Origin of the sequence: Psychromonas sp. KJ10-10 (genome assembly GCF_047323245.1) — a bacterium.
Taxonomy (GTDB): domain Bacteria; phylum Pseudomonadota; class Gammaproteobacteria; order Enterobacterales; family Psychromonadaceae; genus Psychromonas.
Genome location: NZ_CP178826.1, coordinates 1,530,839 through 1,549,195, shown reverse-complemented (window position 1 = coordinate 1,549,195; position 18,357 = coordinate 1,530,839). Strand labels below are relative to the sequence as shown.

17 protein-coding genes and 2 pseudogenes are annotated in these 18,357 nt (G+C 37.4%); 17 read left to right on the top strand and 2 right to left on the bottom strand.

Going from position 1 to position 18,357, the window contains the following annotated elements; translation table 11 throughout:
- Positions 1–21: 21 nt before the first annotated feature.
- The 12 genes and pseudogenes from ACLKMH_RS08850 to ACLKMH_RS08795 all read left to right on the top strand — a co-directional run bounded on the left by ACLKMH_RS08850 (position 22) and on the right by ACLKMH_RS08795 (position 13,092).
- Positions 22–1,083, top strand: a complete 1,062-nt coding sequence (locus tag ACLKMH_RS08850) for a hypothetical protein (protein WP_413701663.1) — start codon at positions 22–24, stop codon at positions 1,081–1,083.
- 316 nt (positions 1,084–1,399) lie between these two features.
- Complete coding sequence (locus tag ACLKMH_RS08845; protein ID WP_413701662.1) at positions 1,400–2,413, top strand: amino acid ABC transporter substrate-binding protein; 1,014 nt, start codon at positions 1,400–1,402, stop codon at positions 2,411–2,413.
- Positions 2,414–2,525: 112 nt separating this feature from the next.
- Positions 2,526–3,716 (top strand): amino acid ABC transporter permease, encoded by a 1,191-nt coding sequence (locus ACLKMH_RS08840; protein ID WP_413701661.1) that lies wholly within the window; start codon positions 2,526–2,528, stop codon positions 3,714–3,716.
- Between the two features lie 2 nt (positions 3,717–3,718).
- Complete coding sequence (locus tag ACLKMH_RS08835; RefSeq protein WP_413701660.1) at positions 3,719–4,798, top strand: amino acid ABC transporter permease; 1,080 nt, start codon at positions 3,719–3,721, stop codon at positions 4,796–4,798.
- A 211-nt stretch (positions 4,799–5,009) separates the two neighbouring features.
- Complete coding sequence (locus tag ACLKMH_RS08830) at positions 5,010–5,738, top strand: amino acid ABC transporter ATP-binding protein (RefSeq protein WP_413702295.1); 729 nt, start codon at positions 5,010–5,012, stop codon at positions 5,736–5,738.
- Between the two features lie 479 nt (positions 5,739–6,217).
- A complete protein-coding gene (locus ACLKMH_RS08825) occupies positions 6,218–7,231 on the top strand; it encodes an amino acid ABC transporter substrate-binding protein (RefSeq protein WP_413701659.1) in 1,014 nt (337 codons plus the stop codon).
- 200 nt (positions 7,232–7,431) lie between these two features.
- Positions 7,432–8,034 (top strand): ABC transporter permease subunit, encoded by a 603-nt coding sequence (locus tag ACLKMH_RS08820; protein WP_413701658.1) that lies wholly within the window; start codon positions 7,432–7,434, stop codon positions 8,032–8,034.
- The gene (locus tag ACLKMH_RS08815) at positions 7,982–8,491 is read left to right on the top strand and encodes an ABC transporter permease subunit (RefSeq protein WP_413701657.1); all 510 of its coding nucleotides are present in this window, start codon (positions 7,982–7,984) and stop codon (positions 8,489–8,491) included. Before ACLKMH_RS08820 ends, ACLKMH_RS08815 begins: the two co-directional genes overlap by 53 nt.
- Before the next feature lie 2 nt (positions 8,492–8,493).
- A complete protein-coding gene (locus ACLKMH_RS08810; RefSeq protein WP_413701656.1) occupies positions 8,494–9,573 on the top strand; it encodes an amino acid ABC transporter permease in 1,080 nt (359 codons plus the stop codon).
- 30 nt (positions 9,574–9,603) lie between these two features.
- Positions 9,604–10,332, top strand: coding sequence for an amino acid ABC transporter ATP-binding protein (locus tag ACLKMH_RS08805; protein WP_413702295.1), 729 nt, complete (start codon positions 9,604–9,606; stop codon positions 10,330–10,332).
- Between the two features lie 159 nt (positions 10,333–10,491).
- Positions 10,492–12,376 (top strand): annotated as a pseudogene (locus tag ACLKMH_RS08800) (DUF294 nucleotidyltransferase-like domain-containing protein).
- Complete coding sequence (locus tag ACLKMH_RS08795) at positions 12,376–13,092, top strand: 3'-5' exonuclease (protein ID WP_413702294.1); 717 nt, start codon at positions 12,376–12,378, stop codon at positions 13,090–13,092. The pseudogene ACLKMH_RS08800 and the gene ACLKMH_RS08795 overlap by 1 nt, the downstream one beginning before the upstream one ends.
- Positions 13,093–13,166: 74 nt before the next feature.
- Here ACLKMH_RS08795 and ACLKMH_RS08790 read toward each other — a convergent pair.
- Together ACLKMH_RS08790 and ACLKMH_RS08785 are read right to left on the bottom strand one after the other, a co-directional pair.
- Positions 13,167–14,598, bottom strand: a pseudogene (locus tag ACLKMH_RS08790) (BCCT family transporter).
- A 338-nt stretch (positions 14,599–14,936) separates the two neighbouring features.
- Positions 14,937–15,719, bottom strand: a complete 783-nt coding sequence (locus tag ACLKMH_RS08785; protein ID WP_413701655.1) for a M48 family metallopeptidase — start codon at positions 15,717–15,719, stop codon at positions 14,937–14,939.
- A gap of 309 nt (positions 15,720–16,028) precedes the next feature.
- Between ACLKMH_RS08785 and ACLKMH_RS08780 the strand changes: the two genes are divergently transcribed.
- The 5 genes from ACLKMH_RS08780 to ACLKMH_RS08760 all read left to right on the top strand — a co-directional run bounded on the left by ACLKMH_RS08780 (position 16,029) and on the right by ACLKMH_RS08760 (position 18,341).
- Complete coding sequence (locus ACLKMH_RS08780; protein WP_413701654.1) at positions 16,029–16,787, top strand: amino acid ABC transporter substrate-binding protein; 759 nt, start codon at positions 16,029–16,031, stop codon at positions 16,785–16,787.
- Between the two features lie 141 nt (positions 16,788–16,928).
- Complete coding sequence (locus tag ACLKMH_RS08775) at positions 16,929–17,288, top strand: ABC transporter permease subunit (protein WP_413701653.1); 360 nt, start codon at positions 16,929–16,931, stop codon at positions 17,286–17,288.
- On the top strand, positions 17,266–17,418 hold the full coding sequence (locus tag ACLKMH_RS08770) for a hypothetical protein (RefSeq protein ID WP_413701652.1): 153 nt from the start codon (positions 17,266–17,268) through the stop codon (positions 17,416–17,418). Before ACLKMH_RS08775 ends, ACLKMH_RS08770 begins: the two co-directional genes overlap by 23 nt.
- Positions 17,393–17,602 carry a hypothetical protein gene (locus ACLKMH_RS08765; protein ID WP_413701651.1) on the top strand — a complete coding sequence of 70 codons (210 nt, stop codon included), beginning with the start codon at positions 17,393–17,395 and terminating at the stop codon, positions 17,600–17,602. The genes ACLKMH_RS08770 and ACLKMH_RS08765 overlap by 26 nt, the downstream gene beginning before the upstream one ends.
- Position 17,603: 1 nt before the next feature.
- Positions 17,604–18,341 (top strand): amino acid ABC transporter ATP-binding protein, encoded by a 738-nt coding sequence (locus ACLKMH_RS08760; protein ID WP_413701650.1) that lies wholly within the window; start codon positions 17,604–17,606, stop codon positions 18,339–18,341.
- Positions 18,342–18,357: the final 16 nt, after the last annotated feature.

Genomic DNA, 18,357 nt, shown 5'->3' with positions numbered 1-18,357 from the left:
ACCATTACACGCCAATACAAGATGACTCCGACTCAAGCAGGAAAATTTGAAATAGACTCTCCCTTATTAACAGGGACAGTCCAACAACTCGTTGCAGTAAGTGAACGACAAAATAGAGTTATCTCCAAACCAATTAATATTCGTGGAGAGCGTTTAAACATAGAAGTCAAAGGTATTCCTGAAGACTACCAAGGACAATGGATTGTTAGTGAAGATTTGCGTTTAATCGAAGACAATGATTTAACAGCACAGTCCTACAAAGTAGGGGAGCCCATCACTCGAAGCATCACCTTACAAATTGCTTCTATGGAAAAGGATAAGTTACCAAATATCAAACTCAATTATCCAGCGTCGTTGCGATTTTATCCTGACCAAGACCAATTACAGGAAGGCCAAGCAAATAATTTAAATTATGGCGTACGTATTATTCGTCATGCGATTATTGCTGATAAAGTAGGCACATTAACATTGCCTGAAATAAAACTAGATTGGTTTAACAGTCAAACCAATCAACAAGAAACAGCAATATTACCTGAACAACAACTGACAATTATCGTCGCTGATAATCAGCCTATTAGCACAACACCAACAGTACAACCAATTACAGCACAACCTAAACCAACCATTATTGTCGATAATAGTGCATTGATATACTGGCAAATTACAGTGTTAATATTACTCATTATTATTGTATTTTTAGTTCTATATCATGTTTATTATCGAAGGAAAATAGAGACTAAAACACAGAGTAAAAAAGATGAACTTAAGCCAATAAACCAAGATTATTTAACATTGCAAGATTGCTTAATAAAAGGCAAAGCAAGTCAATGTTACAGTGCATTATTAGCTTATTCTCAATATCATTTCCCTAACATAAAAGGCTTAAATCAATTGCCTGAATATACGAAGTTAAATGAAGAGGAAAAACAACGTTTAACAAGCGAAATTCAATTCCTACAGTTATGTTGTAGCGATGCTTCTATTCAATGGAATGGCTCTGCACTGAGTATCTTAGTTGCTAAAATTGAAGAAAATAAAAACACATCACAAAGCACAGATCCAATGCAGATTAACCCCTTATAAAAAGTCACAATAAAGTGTTATTTAGTTTAATTTTAAATAACACTTTTATTATTTTCCCTACCATTTCGGGTAATATCTGCCTTAACACAGTCAATTCTTAGCACAACCATTTTTTTTTAAAAGCGAGCTAATAGAAGACATTAACCTCTAATCCGTGAGTTACATCTAGGAACCGCTAACAATTTTTTAAAAATCCTCGCTTGCTGATACTCATCCATGATTTATTAACATCTTAAACGAGTATGTTTAACATTTGTGATGACTTCGTAAACCTTGTGCCATTTTATGGCGCTCAAATTTGAAAAGGAACATATAAATGAGACTAACAAAAATTGCCATGTTTTGTGGGCTAGTCGCTTTAGTACCAAACCTTGCAAGTGCAGATACTTTAGAAGATGTAATGAAAAAAGGCGCGTTAAACTGTGGTGTTTCGACTGGTATTCCAGGCTTCTCTGCAACGGATTCTGAAGGCGTATGGAAAGGTCTTGATGTTGATTTATGTCGTGCCATTGCGAGTGCTGTATTTGGTGACGCTGAAAAAGTTAAATATATCCCTCTAACGGCAAAAGAGCGTTTTACTGCACTACAAAGTGGTGAAGTAGATGTCCTTTCTCGTACGACTACATGGACTGCAACACGTGATACTTCTCTTGGTCTAAACTTTGCTGGTGTGAACTACTACGACGGTCAAGGTTTCTTAGTAAGCAAATCGCTAGGTGTAACTTCTGCTAAAGAATTAGATGGCGCGACTTTCTGTATTCAAGCTGGTACAACTTCTGAGTTAAACCTTACCGATTACTTTAAAGCAAATAACATGGAATACAAAGGTGTAACTTACGATACATCTGGTCAAACCATTGATGGTTTCAAAAAAGGTCGTTGTGATGCGGTTACTTCTGATGCGTCTCAATTATACGGTCTAAGACAAAAAATGGATGATCCTTCATCGTCTGTTGTATTACCTGAAATCATTTCAAAAGAACCTCTAGGTCCTGTTGTACGTCAAGGTGACGATGTATGGTTTAATATTGTTAAATGGACTATGTTTGCAACACTTGAAGCGGAAGAGCTAGGTGTGACTAAAGCAAATGTTGATGACATGATGAAATCTGAAAACCCAAGCATCAAACGTCTGCTAGGTACTTCTGGTAATGCAGGTGAAAACTTAGGGCTTAAATCAGATTGGGCTTACCAAATTGTTAAAAACGTAGGTAACTACGGTGAGTCATTTGATATGCATGTTGGTAAAGGTTCTCCACTAGCTATCGACCGTGGTCTAAATAACCTATGGAATAAAGGCGGATTAATGTACTCGATGCCAATTAGATAAATAGCTTATTTGATACCAAATTCGATAATTATCAGTTAATTAACGCCTTTGGTATAACTCCCAACTAGGGGGCCAGTCCCCCTTTTTAAGCTTTCCCTCTCTAGGTTTAATTATGAATAAAACACAACTCCCAAACCCTTCATCAAACGGTGGCTTCTTGAATAATCCTCAGAAACAGAGCGATTATCTATCAAGTGGCGACATTGTTATTGGTGCTCTTTTTGCTTATTATTTCGCTAATAATATGTTCGATAATATCGAAAAACGTGGCATCACAACCGGGTTTTCCTTTTTAGATGACGTCGCAGGTTTTGGTATTAGCCAAACATTAGTACCCTACGATGATGGTACCTCCTCTTATTATGACGTGTTTATTGTCGGTTTATTAAATACTCTCTTAGTCTCTTTCATTGGTATCATTTTAGCGTCTGCATTGGGACTACTTATCGGGATCGGGCGTTTATCTCCCAACTTTTTAATCTCTAAATTATCGCTAGTTTATATCGAGACCTTTCGTAATATCCCTATTCTGTTACAAATCCTGTTTTGGTATAACGTGGTATTAGCGGCATTGCCTAGTCCACGACAAAGCTTTTCTTATTTTGATAGCTTCTTTTTAAACAACCGTGGGTTGTTAACTCCTGAGCCGATTTTTGAATCTGGCAGTGGCTTTATTCTCAGTGCGTTTATCCTTGCGATTATTGGCGTGGTGTTTTTAACTCGTTGGGCAAAAAAACGTCATGAATTAAGTGGCGAAGAATTTCCTATTTTTAAAGTTGCGATTGCAATTCTAATTGCGACACCTTTACTCGTTTATTTTATTACCGGTCAACCTATTGGTGCTGAGTACCCTGTTTTAAAAGGCTTTAACTTTAAAGGTGGCATGGCCATCATTCCAGAGTTACTTGCCCTTGTCTTTGCTTTGAGTATTTATACTGCCACTTATATCGCCGAAGCCGTTCGAGCAGGTATTGAGGCTGTTCCCCCAGGACAAAAAGAAGCCGCTAAGTCCTTAGGCTTAAAGGACCATGTTATTTTACGTAAAGTGGTTTTACCGCAAGCATTACGTGTCATTATTCCTCCTGTGATTAACCAGTTTTTAAACCTAACGAAAAACTCTTCCCTCGCAACCGCTATCGGATACCCCGAGCTGGTAACGTTATTTTCAGGTACAACATTAAACCAAGTCGGCCAAGCAATTGAAATTATTTTAATGACCATGGCGGTATACCTCACCATTAGTATTGTCATTTCCCTCGTATTGAACTGGGTAAATGCAAAAATGGAAATTAAAGGAAGATAATTATGGCAACTTATACGATGAAACAAGCGAAACCCGCACCGTCAAGCAGTAATGGCGTGCTATTTTGGCTTAAAGAAAACCTATTCCCTGACATTAAAAATAGTTTACTCACTTTAGTGGGATTGTATTTAATTTATATCACAGTACCACCACTGCTTGATTGGATGATATTCAATGCAACTTGGAGCGGTACACCGGATGAGATTGTCAAGGATGGTGCAAGATGGATATATGTTGCGGAGAAATTCGACCAATTCATGTACGGGTTTTACCCTGCCGAATCACATTGGCGTCCTAATTTAGTGTTATTAATTACCGTTGCTTTTTTATTTTCTTTTAAAGCAATTAGCAATGTGCGAATTAAATTATCACTTATGCTTCTTTTCCCTTTTGTTTGTTTCATCTTAATCAGCGGTGGTTGGTTCGGGCTTGAAACCGTAGAAACTGAAAAATGGGGTGGACTCATGCTGACAATATTAGTTGCGACTGTGGGTATTATCGCTTCCTTTCCAATTGGCATTGTTTTGGCATTAGGCCGTCAATCACACATGCCTATCGTGAGAACTCTGTGTGTTGGTTTTATTGAATTTATTCGTGGTGTGCCACTGATCACCATCTTATTCATGGCTTCCGTGGTATTACCGCTGTTTTTTAGTGACGGTATCGATTTTGATAAGTTATTACGTGCACTAATCGGTATTACCCTATTCCAAGCGACTTATATTGCAGAGGTAGTGCGTGGTGGTTTACAAGCAATCCCTAAGGGGCAATATGAAGCGACTGAGTCATTAGGTTTAGGTTATTGGCAAGGTATGGTATTGATTATTTTGCCACAGGCATTAAAAATCTCTATTCCAAACTTAGTGGGCTCATTTATCTCACTTTTCAAAGACACAACACTGGTATTGATCATTGGTCTCTTCGATATTCTGGCAATGGTCACACTGACGACCAGTGATACCAATTGGCTAGGTTATGAGATTGAAGGATACGTTTTTGTTACTTTAATCTACTGGGTTATCTGCTTTAGCATGTCGCAATATTCAAAATCAATTGAGCGTAAGTTTAATACAGAACACTAAATAACATGCTCTGGGCGTTGCAATTTAAGCCTAGTTCATCGTTGAAAAATGCTCATTTAAACGACTAAACTGCGCTTTTTCGCCTTGAACTAAACATAAATTGCTTATCCCAGAACATTTATAGCTTTATTTAAAAAATACATAGTTATTAATATAAAACATATAAAAATGAAAAAATTTAATAGGAAGCATTATGTCTGAACAAGAAATCATGATCTCAATGAAAGACGTTAACAAATGGTATGGCGATTTTCATGTGCTTAAAGATGTTAACTTAGATATTAAAAAAGGCGAAAAAGTGGTTATCTGTGGCCCATCGGGTTCAGGTAAATCAACGACCATTCGCTGTTTAAACCACCTGGAGAAATTTCAACAGGGTAATATCAATATCAATGGTACTGAGTTGATTGACGATGTAAAAATCGTTCGTCACATTCGTGCACAGGTGGGAATGGTATTCCAACATTTCAACTTGTTCCCACATTTGTCAGTATTAGAAAACTTAGTACTAGCACCGATTTGGGTACATAAAGTGCCACGTAAAGAAGCCATCAAAAAAGCGATGTACTATCTTGAGCGTGTAAAAATTGCTGAGCAAGCAGATAAATACCCGAATCAATTATCTGGTGGTCAGCAACAACGTGTCGCGATTGCGCGCTGTTTATGTATTAACCCTGAGATTATGTTATTTGATGAACCGACTTCGGCACTTGATCCGGAAATGGTATCGGAAGTACTTGATGTAATGGTTGAACTGGCAGATGAAGGTATCACCATGATTTGTGTTACCCATGAAATGGGTTTTGCTAAAAAAGTAGCAGACCGTGTTATTTTCATGGATGCAGGACAAGTGATTGAAGAGAATGAACCTAATGAGTTCTTCAATAACCCACAATCTGATCGTCTAAAACTATTTTTAGAGCAAATCTTATCGCACTAAAGAGATGTTTAAAGCATAAGGAGTGCGAGTAAAAGCTTCACTCCTTTTTATCCCTTTTTTATTAGCTCACACAGTTAATTCTTCCTCTTACATAAAAGTTACCTTCATTTATCTGCTAATAGCCTTATTATTAAGGCAACTAAATCGCAACAGACTGGAAAATCACCTGTATTTTTTTGTAAAAAACTAAACACATTAAAATGGCTTTTATTTGGTGCAACCTAGATTTCATTTTGCACCACCTTAGTGCGAGCTCAGAAAGAAATAATTTTACTGTGTTTTAAAAAGCATCAACATTTGTTTAAGCAGATATTTTTGCCACAAAAACAACACCGTAAGCCACTGAATTTTAATGTTAAAATATTTTTTTCTTTAAATGTTATTCCTATTTAGGTACTTGGTATGGTCTATGCAATATCTATGGGGTAGCGTTTACAAAATTTATTAAAAATCTAATTCACCTTAAAAAGGAAACAAAGATGGGAATTAAAAAACTAGCATTATTCACAGCAATCGCGACAACACTTCCAAGCATATCATCAGCAGATACATTGGAAGATGTGATGAAGAAAGGCGCACTTAACTGTGGCGTTTCGACTGGTATTCCAGGCTTCTCTGCAACGGATTCTGAAGGTGTATGGAAAGGTCTTGATGTTGATTTATGTCGCTCAATTGCAAGTGCTGTATTCGGTGATGCTGAAAAAGTAAAATATATCCCTCTAACGGCGAAAGAACGTTTTACTGCACTACAAAGTGGTGAAGTAGATGTCCTTTCTCGTACAACTACATGGACTGCAACACGTGATACTTCTCTTGGTCTAAACTTTGCTGGTGTGAACTACTACGACGGTCAAGGTTTCTTAGTAAGCAAATCACTTGGTGTAACTTCTGCTAAAGAATTAGATGGCGCGACTTTCTGTATTCAAGCAGGTACAACTTCTGAGTTAAACCTTACCGATTACTTCAAAGCAAACAACATGGAATACAAAGGTGTAACTTACGATACATCTGGTCAAACCATTGATGGTTTCAAAAAAGGTCGTTGTGATGCGGTTACTTCTGATGCATCTCAATTATACGGTCTAAGACAAAAAATGGATGATCCTTCATCATCTGTTGTATTACCTGAAATCATTTCAAAAGAACCTCTAGGTCCTGTTGTACGTCAAGGTGACGACGTATGGTTTAACATTGTTAAATGGACTATGTTTGCAACACTTGAAGCGGAAGAGCTAGGTATCACTAAAGCAAATGTTGATGACATGATGAAATCTGAAAACCCAAGTGTTAAGCGTCTACTAGGTACTTCTGGTACTGCGGGCGAAAACTTAGGGCTTAAATCAGATTGGGCTTACCAAATTGTTAAAAACGTAGGTAACTACGGAGATTCATTTGATATGCATGTTGGTAAAGACTCTCCACTAGCTATCGACCGTGGTCTAAATAACCTATGGAATAAAGGCGGGTTAATGTACTCAATGCCAATTAGATAAATAGCTTATTTAACATCAAACTAGGGGGCTTGTCCCCCTTTTAAGCTTCCCCTCTCTAGGTCTAATTATGAATAAAACACAACTCCCAAACCCTTCATCAAACGGTGGCTTCTTGAATAATCCTCGAAACAGAGCGATTATCTATCAAGTGGCGAGCATTGTTATTGGTGCTCTTTTTTGCTTATTATTTCGCTAATAATATGTTCGATAATATCGAAAAACGTGGTATCACAACCGGGTTTTCCTTTTTAGATGACGTCGCAGGTTTTGGTATTAGCCAAACATTAGTACCCTACGATGATGGTACCTCCTCTTATTATGACGTGTTTATTGTCGGTTTATTAAATACTCTCTTAGTCTCTTTCATTGGTATCATTTTAGCGTCTGCATTAGGACTACTTATCGGGATCGGGCGTTTATCTCCCAACTTTTTAATCTCTAAATTATCGCTAGTTTACATCGAGACCTTCCGTAATATCCCTATTCTGTTACAAATCCTGTTTTGGTATAACGTGGTATTAGCGGCATTACCTAGTCCACGACAAAGCTTTTCTTATTTTGATAGCTTCTTTTTAAACAACCGTGGGTTGTTAACTCCTGAGCCGATTTTTGAATCTGGCAGTGGCTTTATTCTCAGTGCGTTTATCCTTGCGATTATTGGCGTGGTGTTTTTAACTCGTTGGGCAAAAAAACGTCATGAATTAAGTGGCGAAGAATTTCCTATTTTTAAAGTTGCGATTGCAATTTTAATTGCTCGCACCTTTACTCGTTTATTTTATTACTGGTCAGCCCATTGGCGCTGAGTACCCTGTTTTAAAAGGCTTTAACTTTAAAGGTGGCATGGCCATCATTCCAGAGTTACTTGCCCTTGTCTTTGCTTTAAGTATTTATACCGCGACTTATATTGCTGAAGCGGTTCGCGCAGGTATTGAGGCGGTTCCCCCAGGACAAAAAGAAGCCGCTAAGTCCTTAGGCTTAAAGGACCATGTTATTTTACGTAAAGTGGTTTTACCGCAAGCATTACGTGTCATTATTCCTCCTGTGATTAACCAGTTTTTAAACCTAACGAAAAACTCTTCCCTCGCAACCGCTATCGGATATCCCGAGCTGGTAACGTTATTTTCAGGTACAACATTAAACCAAGTCGGCCAAGCAATTGAAATTATTTTAATGACCATGGCGGTATACCTCACCATTAGTATTGTCATTTCCCTCGTATTGAACTGGGTAAATGCAAAAATGGAAATTAAAGGAAGATAATTATGGCAACTTATACGATGAAACAAGCGAAACCCGCACCGTCAAGCAGTAATGGCGTGCTATTTTGGCTTAAAGAAAACCTATTCCCTGATATTAAAAATAGTTTACTCACTTTACTGGGATTGTATTTAATTTATATCACAGTGCCACCACTGCTTGATTGGATGATATTCAATGCAACTTGGAGTGGTACACCGGATGAGATTGTCAAGGATGGTGCGAGATGGATATATGTTGCGGAGAAATTCGACCAATTCATGTACGGATTTTACCCCGCCGAATCACATTGGCGTCCTAACTTAGTATTATTCTTGACTGCAGGTTTACTGATTGCATTCAAATTATTGAATAATGTGAAAATTAAATTTGCGTTGATGCTTGCGTACCCTGTTGTCTGCTTTATCTTAATCAGTGGCGGTTGGTTCGGGCTAGAAACCATTGAAACAGAGAAATGGGGTGGACTCATGCTGACAATATTAGTGGCGACTGTGGGTATTATCGCTTCCTTTCCAATTGGCATTGTTTTGGCATTAGGCCGTCAATCACACATGCCTATCGTGAGAACGCTGTGTGTTGGTTTTATTGAATTTATTCGTGGCGTGCCACTGATCACCATCTTATTCATGGCTTCCGTGGTATTACCGCTGTTTTTTAGTGACGGTATTGATTTTGATAAGTTATTACGTGCGCTAATCGGTATTACCCTATTCCAAGTCGCTTATATTGCTGAGGTAGTACGTGGTGGTTTACAAGCTATCCCTAAAGGACAATATGAAGTCGCTGAATCATTAGGCTTGGGTTATTGGCAGGGGATGGTGTTAATCATTTTGCCACAGGCATTAAAAATCTCTATTCCAAACTTAGTGGGCTCATTTATCTCACTTTTCAAAGACACGACGCTAGTATTGATAATTGGTCTCTTCGATATTCTGGCAATGGTCACACTGACCACCAGTGATACCAATTGGCTAGGTTATGAGATTGAAGGATACGTTTTTGTTACTTTAATCTACTGGGTTATCTGCTTTAGCATGTCGCAATATTCAAAATCAATTGAACGTAAGTTTAATACAGAACACTAATTAGGAAACATTATGTCTGAACAAGAAATCATGATCTCAATGAAAGACGTTAACAAATGGTATGGCGATTTTCATGTGCTTAAAGATGTTAACTTAGATATTAAAAAAGGCGAAAAAGTGGTTATCTGTGGCCCATCGGGTTCAGGTAAATCAACGACCATTCGCTGTTTAAATCACCTTGAGAAATTTCAACAGGGTAATATCAATATCAATGGTACTGAGTTGATTGACGATGTAAAAATCGTTCGTCACATTCGTGCACAGGTGGGAATGGTATTCCAACATTTCAACTTGTTCCCACATTTGTCAGTATTAGAAAACTTAGTACTAGCACCGATTTGGGTACATAAAGTGCCACGTAAAGAAGCCATCAAAAAAGCGATGTACTATCTTGAGCGTGTAAAAATTGCTGAGCAAGCAGATAAATACCCGAATCAATTATCTGGTGGTCAGCAACAACGTGTCGCAATTGCACGCTGTTTATGTATTAACCCTGAGATTATGTTATTTGATGAACCGACTTCGGCACTGGATCCAGAAATGGTATCGGAAGTACTTGATGTAATGGTTGAGTTAGCAGATGAAGGTATCACTATGATTTGTGTAACACACGAAATGGGTTTTGCGAAAAAAGTGGCAGATCGTGTTATTTTCATGGATGCAGGACAAGTGATTGAAGAGAATGAACCTAATGAGTTCTTCAACAACCCTCAATCAGATCGTTTAAAGCTATTTTTAGAACAAATTCTATCGCACTAGCAGTAGGCTTTATAAGGGTCGCGAAGCAACGCGACCCTTTTATCAAACTCCCCCTATTCAATTTTCTTTGCAACACATCAATTTGCTACATTAAACCTACTTCAATGAATTAAAGTCGTATAAAATGACGGTCTATTTGACACTGGCTTTAGGTATACCATGGACGTAGAATTATTGGAGATTCAAGACTTTATTCGTCAATACCCTCCCTTCGATTCATTATCAAATGAAGATTTGATTGAAATAACACGCAAGCATTGAAATCTCATATTTTCGCGCCCAATCAACCATCATTGATATCAATATCGAAATTAATGAACTGTATATGGTTCGTAGTGGCATTGTTGAGTTATATCGCCGTAATGGTGATCTTTATAATCGTCTTGATAAGGGGCAATTATTTGGGCAAATGGCACTACTCACAAATAACAAAGTACGTTTCCCAGCAACCGCTTTAAATGACACCCTTTTATATTGCATTCCAGAAGAGGTTTTTCTTCGTTTTTGCGATCGTTATGTCGATTTTGCTGGTTTTTTTGAAGTCGAAGATAGTACCCGCTTAAAGCAAGCTGTCGAAAATAATACTAATGATGCTAACTCTTTAACCACTTCTAAAGTAAAAACACTGATCACAAGAGATGTTGTTATCATGACTAACAATAGCTCTGTTCAGGACGTTGCTATGACCATGACAGAGGAAAATGTATCAGCTGTTCTGATTAATGATCCTGATATTAGTGAAGAACAAGGTAATAACTTTGTTGGTATTATTACTGAAAAAGATCTCTGTGCTAAAGTTATCGCTTCAGGCCTCAGTGTTGATTCTCCAGTCTCTGAAGTGATGTCGACAGAATTAATTTCACTGGATCATAATGCCTATATTTTTGAAGCCATGTTATTAATGTCTCGCTTCAATGTACACCACCTGCCTATACTGAAAAACAAACAACCTATTGGTTTAATTGAAGTCGCCGATATCATCCGCTATGAATCTCAAAATAGTTTGTTATTTGTAAGCAGTATTTTTCAACAGCAAAGCACTGAGGATTTAGCCTTATTATCACTGCAATTAAAAGACTGTTTTATCCGTATGGTTAATGAAGATGCAAACTCACATATGGTCGGTCGAGCAATGTCCGAAATTGGCCGTAGCTTTAAACAAAGATTACTTGAATTAGCAGAAATAGAATTTGGCCCTCCTCCTGTGTCCTATTGTTTTTTAGCATTAGGCTCGATGGCGCGCGATGAACAACTGATTGTAACCGACCAAGATAACGCCATTATTCTTGATAACAGCTTCGATCCATCCATACATGATGACTATTTCACTAAACTATCAAAATTCGTCTGTGACGGCTTAGCGGCCTGCGGTTACAGTTATTGTACGGGCGATATTATGGCTACTAACCATGAATGGCGAAAAACACAATCTCAATGGGAAGATTGTTTTGCAGATTGGATCGATGATCCTAATCCACAAGCACTATTAAATTGCTCTATCTTTTTCGATTTAACCGGGGTTTATGGTCGCGTAAAATGGGCAGAACAATTAAATGGCTTTATTCTGCGTCGCGCCAAGAAAAATAATCGCTTTTTAGCCTGTTTAGCGCGCAACGCCTTAAATCGTAAACCACCATTAGGTTTTTTCAAAGATTTTGTAATGGAAAAAGATGGCCAACATAATAACTCAATTAACTTAAAACGCCGTGGTACCGCACCATTAGCAGACTTAATTCGAATACATGCCTTAGCAATTGGCTCACAGGCTCAAAACTCCTTTCAGCGCCTTGAGGATATTATCGAGTCGGGAATTTTACCAAAATCCAAAGGGCAAGATTTATTACATGCTATGGAACTAATTTCTTTAGTGCGACTGCGTCACCAAGCATTAGATATCGAATTTGATAGAGAGCCCGACAATAATATTGAACCTGAAAATATGTCAGACTTTGAACGTAGAAATTTAAAAGATGCATTTTTAGTTTTGAGCAACGCACAAAGCTTTTTAAAATACCGTTATAACGCGAATATGATGTCATCATGATGCATAAATATACTCATCAAGAAATTTTAAACTGGCAAGCCTTCCTGCAACGACAGAGTGAACAATGTGAAGATACACGTTTACAGCATTTTTATCAGCAGGGAACTTATCATAATGAAACACCTCTTAAAGATATTGAATTTGTCGCATTAGATTTTGAAACAACCGGATTAGATGCCACCCAAAATAGCATTATTAGCATTGGCCTAGTGCACTTTAATTTACAACGAATTTACTGTAGAAAAGCAAAGTTTTGGTATGTTGATCCACAGGATAAATTACAGGATGATTCTGTTGTTATCCATGGCATTACCCATTCAGATTTAATAAAAGCCCCAAATTTGATTAATATTCTAGAGCAACTTTTAGACGAATTAGCTGGAAAAGTAGTTGTTGTTCATTATCGTCGCATTGAAAGGGATTTTTTAGATAACAATTTACACGCCTTGATTCAAGAAGGTATTATTTTTCCGATAATTGATACCATGCAAATTGAAGCAGATATTCAACAACAAAATACCAAAGGGCTTATTAACTGGTTAAAAAGAAAACGGCCACAATCAATTCGTCTAGCTAAGAGTCGTTTACGATACAACTTACCGACCTATTCTCCTCATGATGCCTTAACCGATGCCATTGCAACAGCTGAGTTATTTCAGGCACAAATTAAATATCATTTCAGCCCAGAAACCCCGATCAAGGTACTTTGGTTATAAATTAATATCACAAAAAAACCGATAGAATAAATCCTATCGGTTTTTTAGGGTTATAAAACGTTATTACGTCTTAATTATTTGCCTCTAGGCTCAGTCCGCATACCCATTATTAAGCTGACACACATTAGCAATAAAATAATGGTAAATGGTAGGCCCATTGAAATCGCACCTGCTTGTAAGGCTTGAATCGCTTCTGTACCACCAATCCACAGTAACGCAACTCGCAATTGAACCTTCAACCGTCGCCCAAAAAATACGTTGTGGGACAGGCGCATCAATTTTACCACCAGCAGTAATACTGTCGATAACAAGAGAACCTGAATCCGAAGAGGTAATAAAGAACACCATAACTAACACAATAGCCAACATCGATAAAATACTGCCCATTGGTAATGCATCAAACATTTGGAACATAGCAAGGCTAACGTCTTTCAGACCTTCATTACCTAGGCTACCAATATTATTTGCAACTTGATCAATGGCTACACCACCAAATACCGACATCCATAATACAGTTACAAGTGTTGGAACGATTAACACTGCAGTAATAAACTGACGTACCGTACGGCCACGAGAAATACGCGCAATAAACATGCCTACAAATGGGGACCATGAAATCCACCACGCCCAGTAGAAGACAGTCCAACCCTGCATCCAAGCTTCGTCTTCACGACCATGTGGGTTACTTAGAGGAATAATATTTTCGACGTATCCCATCACGGTTGTTGGGATAGTACCTAACGCGATAGCAAAGCTTACCAAAGCAACAAAAATAACTAAAACTAGCGCAAGTAACATATTAATATTACTAATGACTTTAACACCACCATCGATGCCACGAACTACAGATATAATGGCTAATAGAGTCACACCTGCAATAATCAATAATTGCAAAGAAAGATCAGATTCAATACCGAATATATGATGGAAACCACTTGCAACTTGTTGAGCACCTAACCCTAAAGACGTTGCTAAACCAAATAATGTTGCTAATACCGCTAAGATATCAACGACATGACCAGCCCATCCCCAGGCTCTATCCCCTAAAATAGGGTAAAAAATAGAACGCATCGATAAAGGTAAACCTTTATTGAAAGCAAAAAATGCCAAAGACAAAGCTACCACACCATAAATGGCCCATGGGTGTAATCCCCAGTGGAACATAGTTGCCCCTAAAGCAAGTTTAACGGCTTCAGGTGAATTAGCTTCCACATTAAGTGGCGTTTCGTACCATCCGGTGTAATAGGCAACAGGTTCTGCAACTCCCCAGAACATCAAACCAATACCCATACCGGTCGCAAACAACATTGCTATCCAAGACAGAGTTGAATAGTCAGATTTTGCTTCGTCGCCACCTAGTCGGATTTTACCGTAAGGAGAAACCACTAATGCCAAACAGAAAATCACAAATATATTAGCAGACCACATAAATAAGCCATCAAAAGCACCTATGATTTGCCATTTAATGCCATCTAAGAAGCCTTTCGAAAGTTCTGGATCTACCACTAAAATAATCAGTAAGAAAAGACAGACTAAGCCTGCGCTGATCCCAAAAACGGGATTATGAACATCGAATCCCCATTTTTTAACATTATCTTGCCCTACCGTATAATCAGTATTTTCAATACTGTATTTATCTTTATTTAAACTCATTTTTCCTCAATTAGAACTATTTAGTCCTATTAATATTTGTAATATTTTATTACTTTCACAAGAAAATTGTGACACAAGTCACACGTAAAAAATGAAAGCTAAAAGTGATCATAACATGCTTTTGTTATCACATATTAGTTGTCACATCTCTTTTTTATCATTATTGAGCAGAGAAAAATAAACATTGATGATTAACGACTACAATTAGGTGCTTCAACATTAGTAACAGGAAGCCTTAAAATAGCATCATTTAAATCATCGATACGTGTTGCATGAGAAGGATGCGTTGATAATAATTCCGGTGGCTGTTCACCAGAAGCCTTAGCCATATTTTGCCATAAAGTAACACTTTCACTAGGATCAAACCCAGCTCTCGCCATCAATAATAATCCAACGATATCTGCTTCTGATTCTTGCGAGCGTCCATAGGGCATTATGATCCCATACTGCGCACCAAGTCCTAATCCAGCCATTGCAATACTTTTATATTGATTACCCTGTAACACAACATCGGTGATGCTTAATCCAAGATTGGTTAGCTGACTAGTTGATAAGCGCTCATTACTATGGTTTGCTGTTACGTGAATAATTTCATGACCAATAACCGTAGCGAGTTGATCTTGGTTATTCGCAACTTTTAACAATCCTGTATAAACACCAATTTTACCGCCTGGTAATGCAAAGGCATTAACTTGGTCACTATCAAAAACAACCACTTCCCATTGTTCAAAATCAGGCTGAGGGCCAAGCGTTTTAGTAATAGCTTGCGCAACACATTGTACATATTGGTTAGTCTTAACATCCTGACTTATTTTTTCCTGTCGCTTCATTTGCTCAAAGGATTGTGCTCCTAGAGTTGACATTTCTCCCCCAGAAAAAAGTAAAACCTGCTGTCTCCCGGTCGGCGAAGTGGAACATCCCATTAACCCAATCAGGGTTAAACTACTTAAAAACAATAGAGGTATTACTTTCATTGGTACATTCCTTTTTCATAAAAGCAGATATAAAACAAGTGTCTTAGATGTTAAGTAAAATATGTTAATTGTTCAAGAAATGGAAAAATATTACCCTTAATATTTTCTTTTGAACAAAATAAAACCAATAAACAAAAAGTTATGATATATAACTGTAAAACTAATGCAGACACAACTAACTATCAGTTATACTCATTTAGGTAAATGATATATACCTTTTAACATTTAAGGTGCATTTAAAAAACCATTAGCAGAGCCTCTATGTTAGCAAAAATAGAGGCTCTGTTTTATTTAATAAATAGGAATTTCATGAATAACTTTTTTAAAAAATCACTGATTGCTTTTGTTGCAGTAGCAAGCCTAATCACTGTTCCCGCTTTTGCACAGGAAACCATCAAAGTCGGCATGTCTGGTCGATACTTTCCATTCACTTTTTCAAAACAAGATAAATTACAAGGTTTTGAAGTTGATATTTGGGATGAAATCGCAACACGCTTAGATGTTAAAGTTGAGTACACAACAGCCAATTTTTCTGGTCTATTTGGTATGTTAGAAGCAGGTCATATTGATACTATTTCTAATCAAATCACCATGACAGAAGCTCGTTTAGAAAAATATGCGTTTACAACACCTTATGTAATTGATGGCGTACAAATTACGGTTCGTAAAGGACGTGACGACATTAACAGTGTTGAAGACCTTAAAGGTAAAAAAGTAGCAGTTAATTTAGGCGACAACTTCGAAGAAGTATTACGTAAACTAGATCCGAACAATGAAATCAACATAGTTACTTATGATTCGGGTTTAGAACAAGATGTTGCACTAGGCCGTATGGATGCTTTTATAATGGATAAAGTATCATCTGTACAATTAATCAAAAAAGCAGGGTTGCCTTTACAACTAGCAGGTCAACCTTTCGAAAAGATTGAAAATGCAATGCCATTTTTAAACAAACCTTCACAACTTATTATTCGCGATAAAGTAAACAAGGTTTTAGCAGATATGAGAGCTGACGGTAAACTAGCTGAAATCTCAATGAAATGGTTTGATGGCGATATTACTCAATAAATAAACCATCAAAATTAATACTCTGCTTATTCATTAAAAAGCAGAGTATTTAGCCATTTAATAACATTTAACAACCTTAAACTTCTCTAGAGTGGTATCATTACCACAGAAAATCATTCAAAAATTAGGATAGCATTCTTCATGCAAAGCTCGTTTGACCTGCAATACATCATTGAATTAATGCCAATATTATTTAAATATCTTGGTGTTACCATGGAAATGGCACTTTGGGGATTTTTATTCGCCTTAATTTTGTCGTTATCACTGGCGCTAATCCGTGTTTTTAAAATGCCTTTTATCCAACATCTTGCGGCATTATTTATTTCATTTTTCCGTGGCACGCCTTTATTAGTACAATTATTTCTTCTGTATTATGGCTTGCCACAATTTATGCCTATTTTTATTGGCATGGATGCATTTACCGCTTCTATTATTGGCCTTTCTTTGCATTTCTCTGCTTATATGGCAGAAAGTATTCGTGCTCGCAATTTTAGGCATTGATAAATCACAAATGGAGGCCTGCTTAAGTATTGGTATGACCCGTTTACAAGCCATGAAACGTATCATATTGCCTCAAAGTCGCTCGTGTCGCAACACCTTCTTTAATGAACTATTTTATCGATATGATTAAGAGCACTTCCTTAGCCTTTACCCTTGGTGTAGCTGAAATAATGGCCAAAGCACAAATGGAGGCTTCTTCTAGTTTTAAATTCTTTGAAAGCTTCTTAGCTGTTGCTTTTGTTTATTGGGGAATTGTTTTAATTTTTACTCGCTTGCAACATATTTTAGAAAACCGATTAAATAAGGCTTATTAACATGATTAAAGTGACCAACCTCAGTAAAAGCTTTGATGATTTATCAGTCTTAAAAGAAATCAGTTTTGAAGTAAATAAAGGCGAGATCATCGTTATCATTGGTCCATCTGGAACAGGTAAATCAACCCTGTTACGTTGTTTAAATTATTTAGAAACACCGACATCAGGACAAATTGAAATCGGTGATATTAGTGTTGATGCTAAAAAACATAACCAAAAACAAATCACCAAATTACGTCAACATAGTAGCTTCGTATTTCAAAATTATTCTTTATTTGCTAATAAAACGGCAATAGAAAATGTTGCCGAAAGCCTAATCACAGTATGGAAAGTGGCGACTAATGAAGCACTAGCAACGGCTAAAGAAGTGTTAATCAAAGTTGGCCTTGCAGATAAACTAGACTTTTATCCGTCACAACTCTCAGGTGGTCAACAGCAACGAGTGGGCATAGCACGTGCAATGGCAACCCATGGCGAAGTTATTTTATTTGATGAACCTACCTCAGCTCTTGACCCCGAATGGGTTGAAGAAGTGCTTGCTGTGATGAAGCGACTCGCAGTAGAAAGGCAAACTATGATTGTAGTCACTCATGAAATGCAATTTGCTCGCGAAGTCGCCGACAGGGTTATTTTTATGGAAGGTGGCTATATCGTTGAACAAGGTACACCAGAGCAAATTTTTGAAACCCCACAGAATGAACGTACACAGGAATTTGTTAAGCGTGCTTTAAAGCGCTAATAACCCCTTTTACATT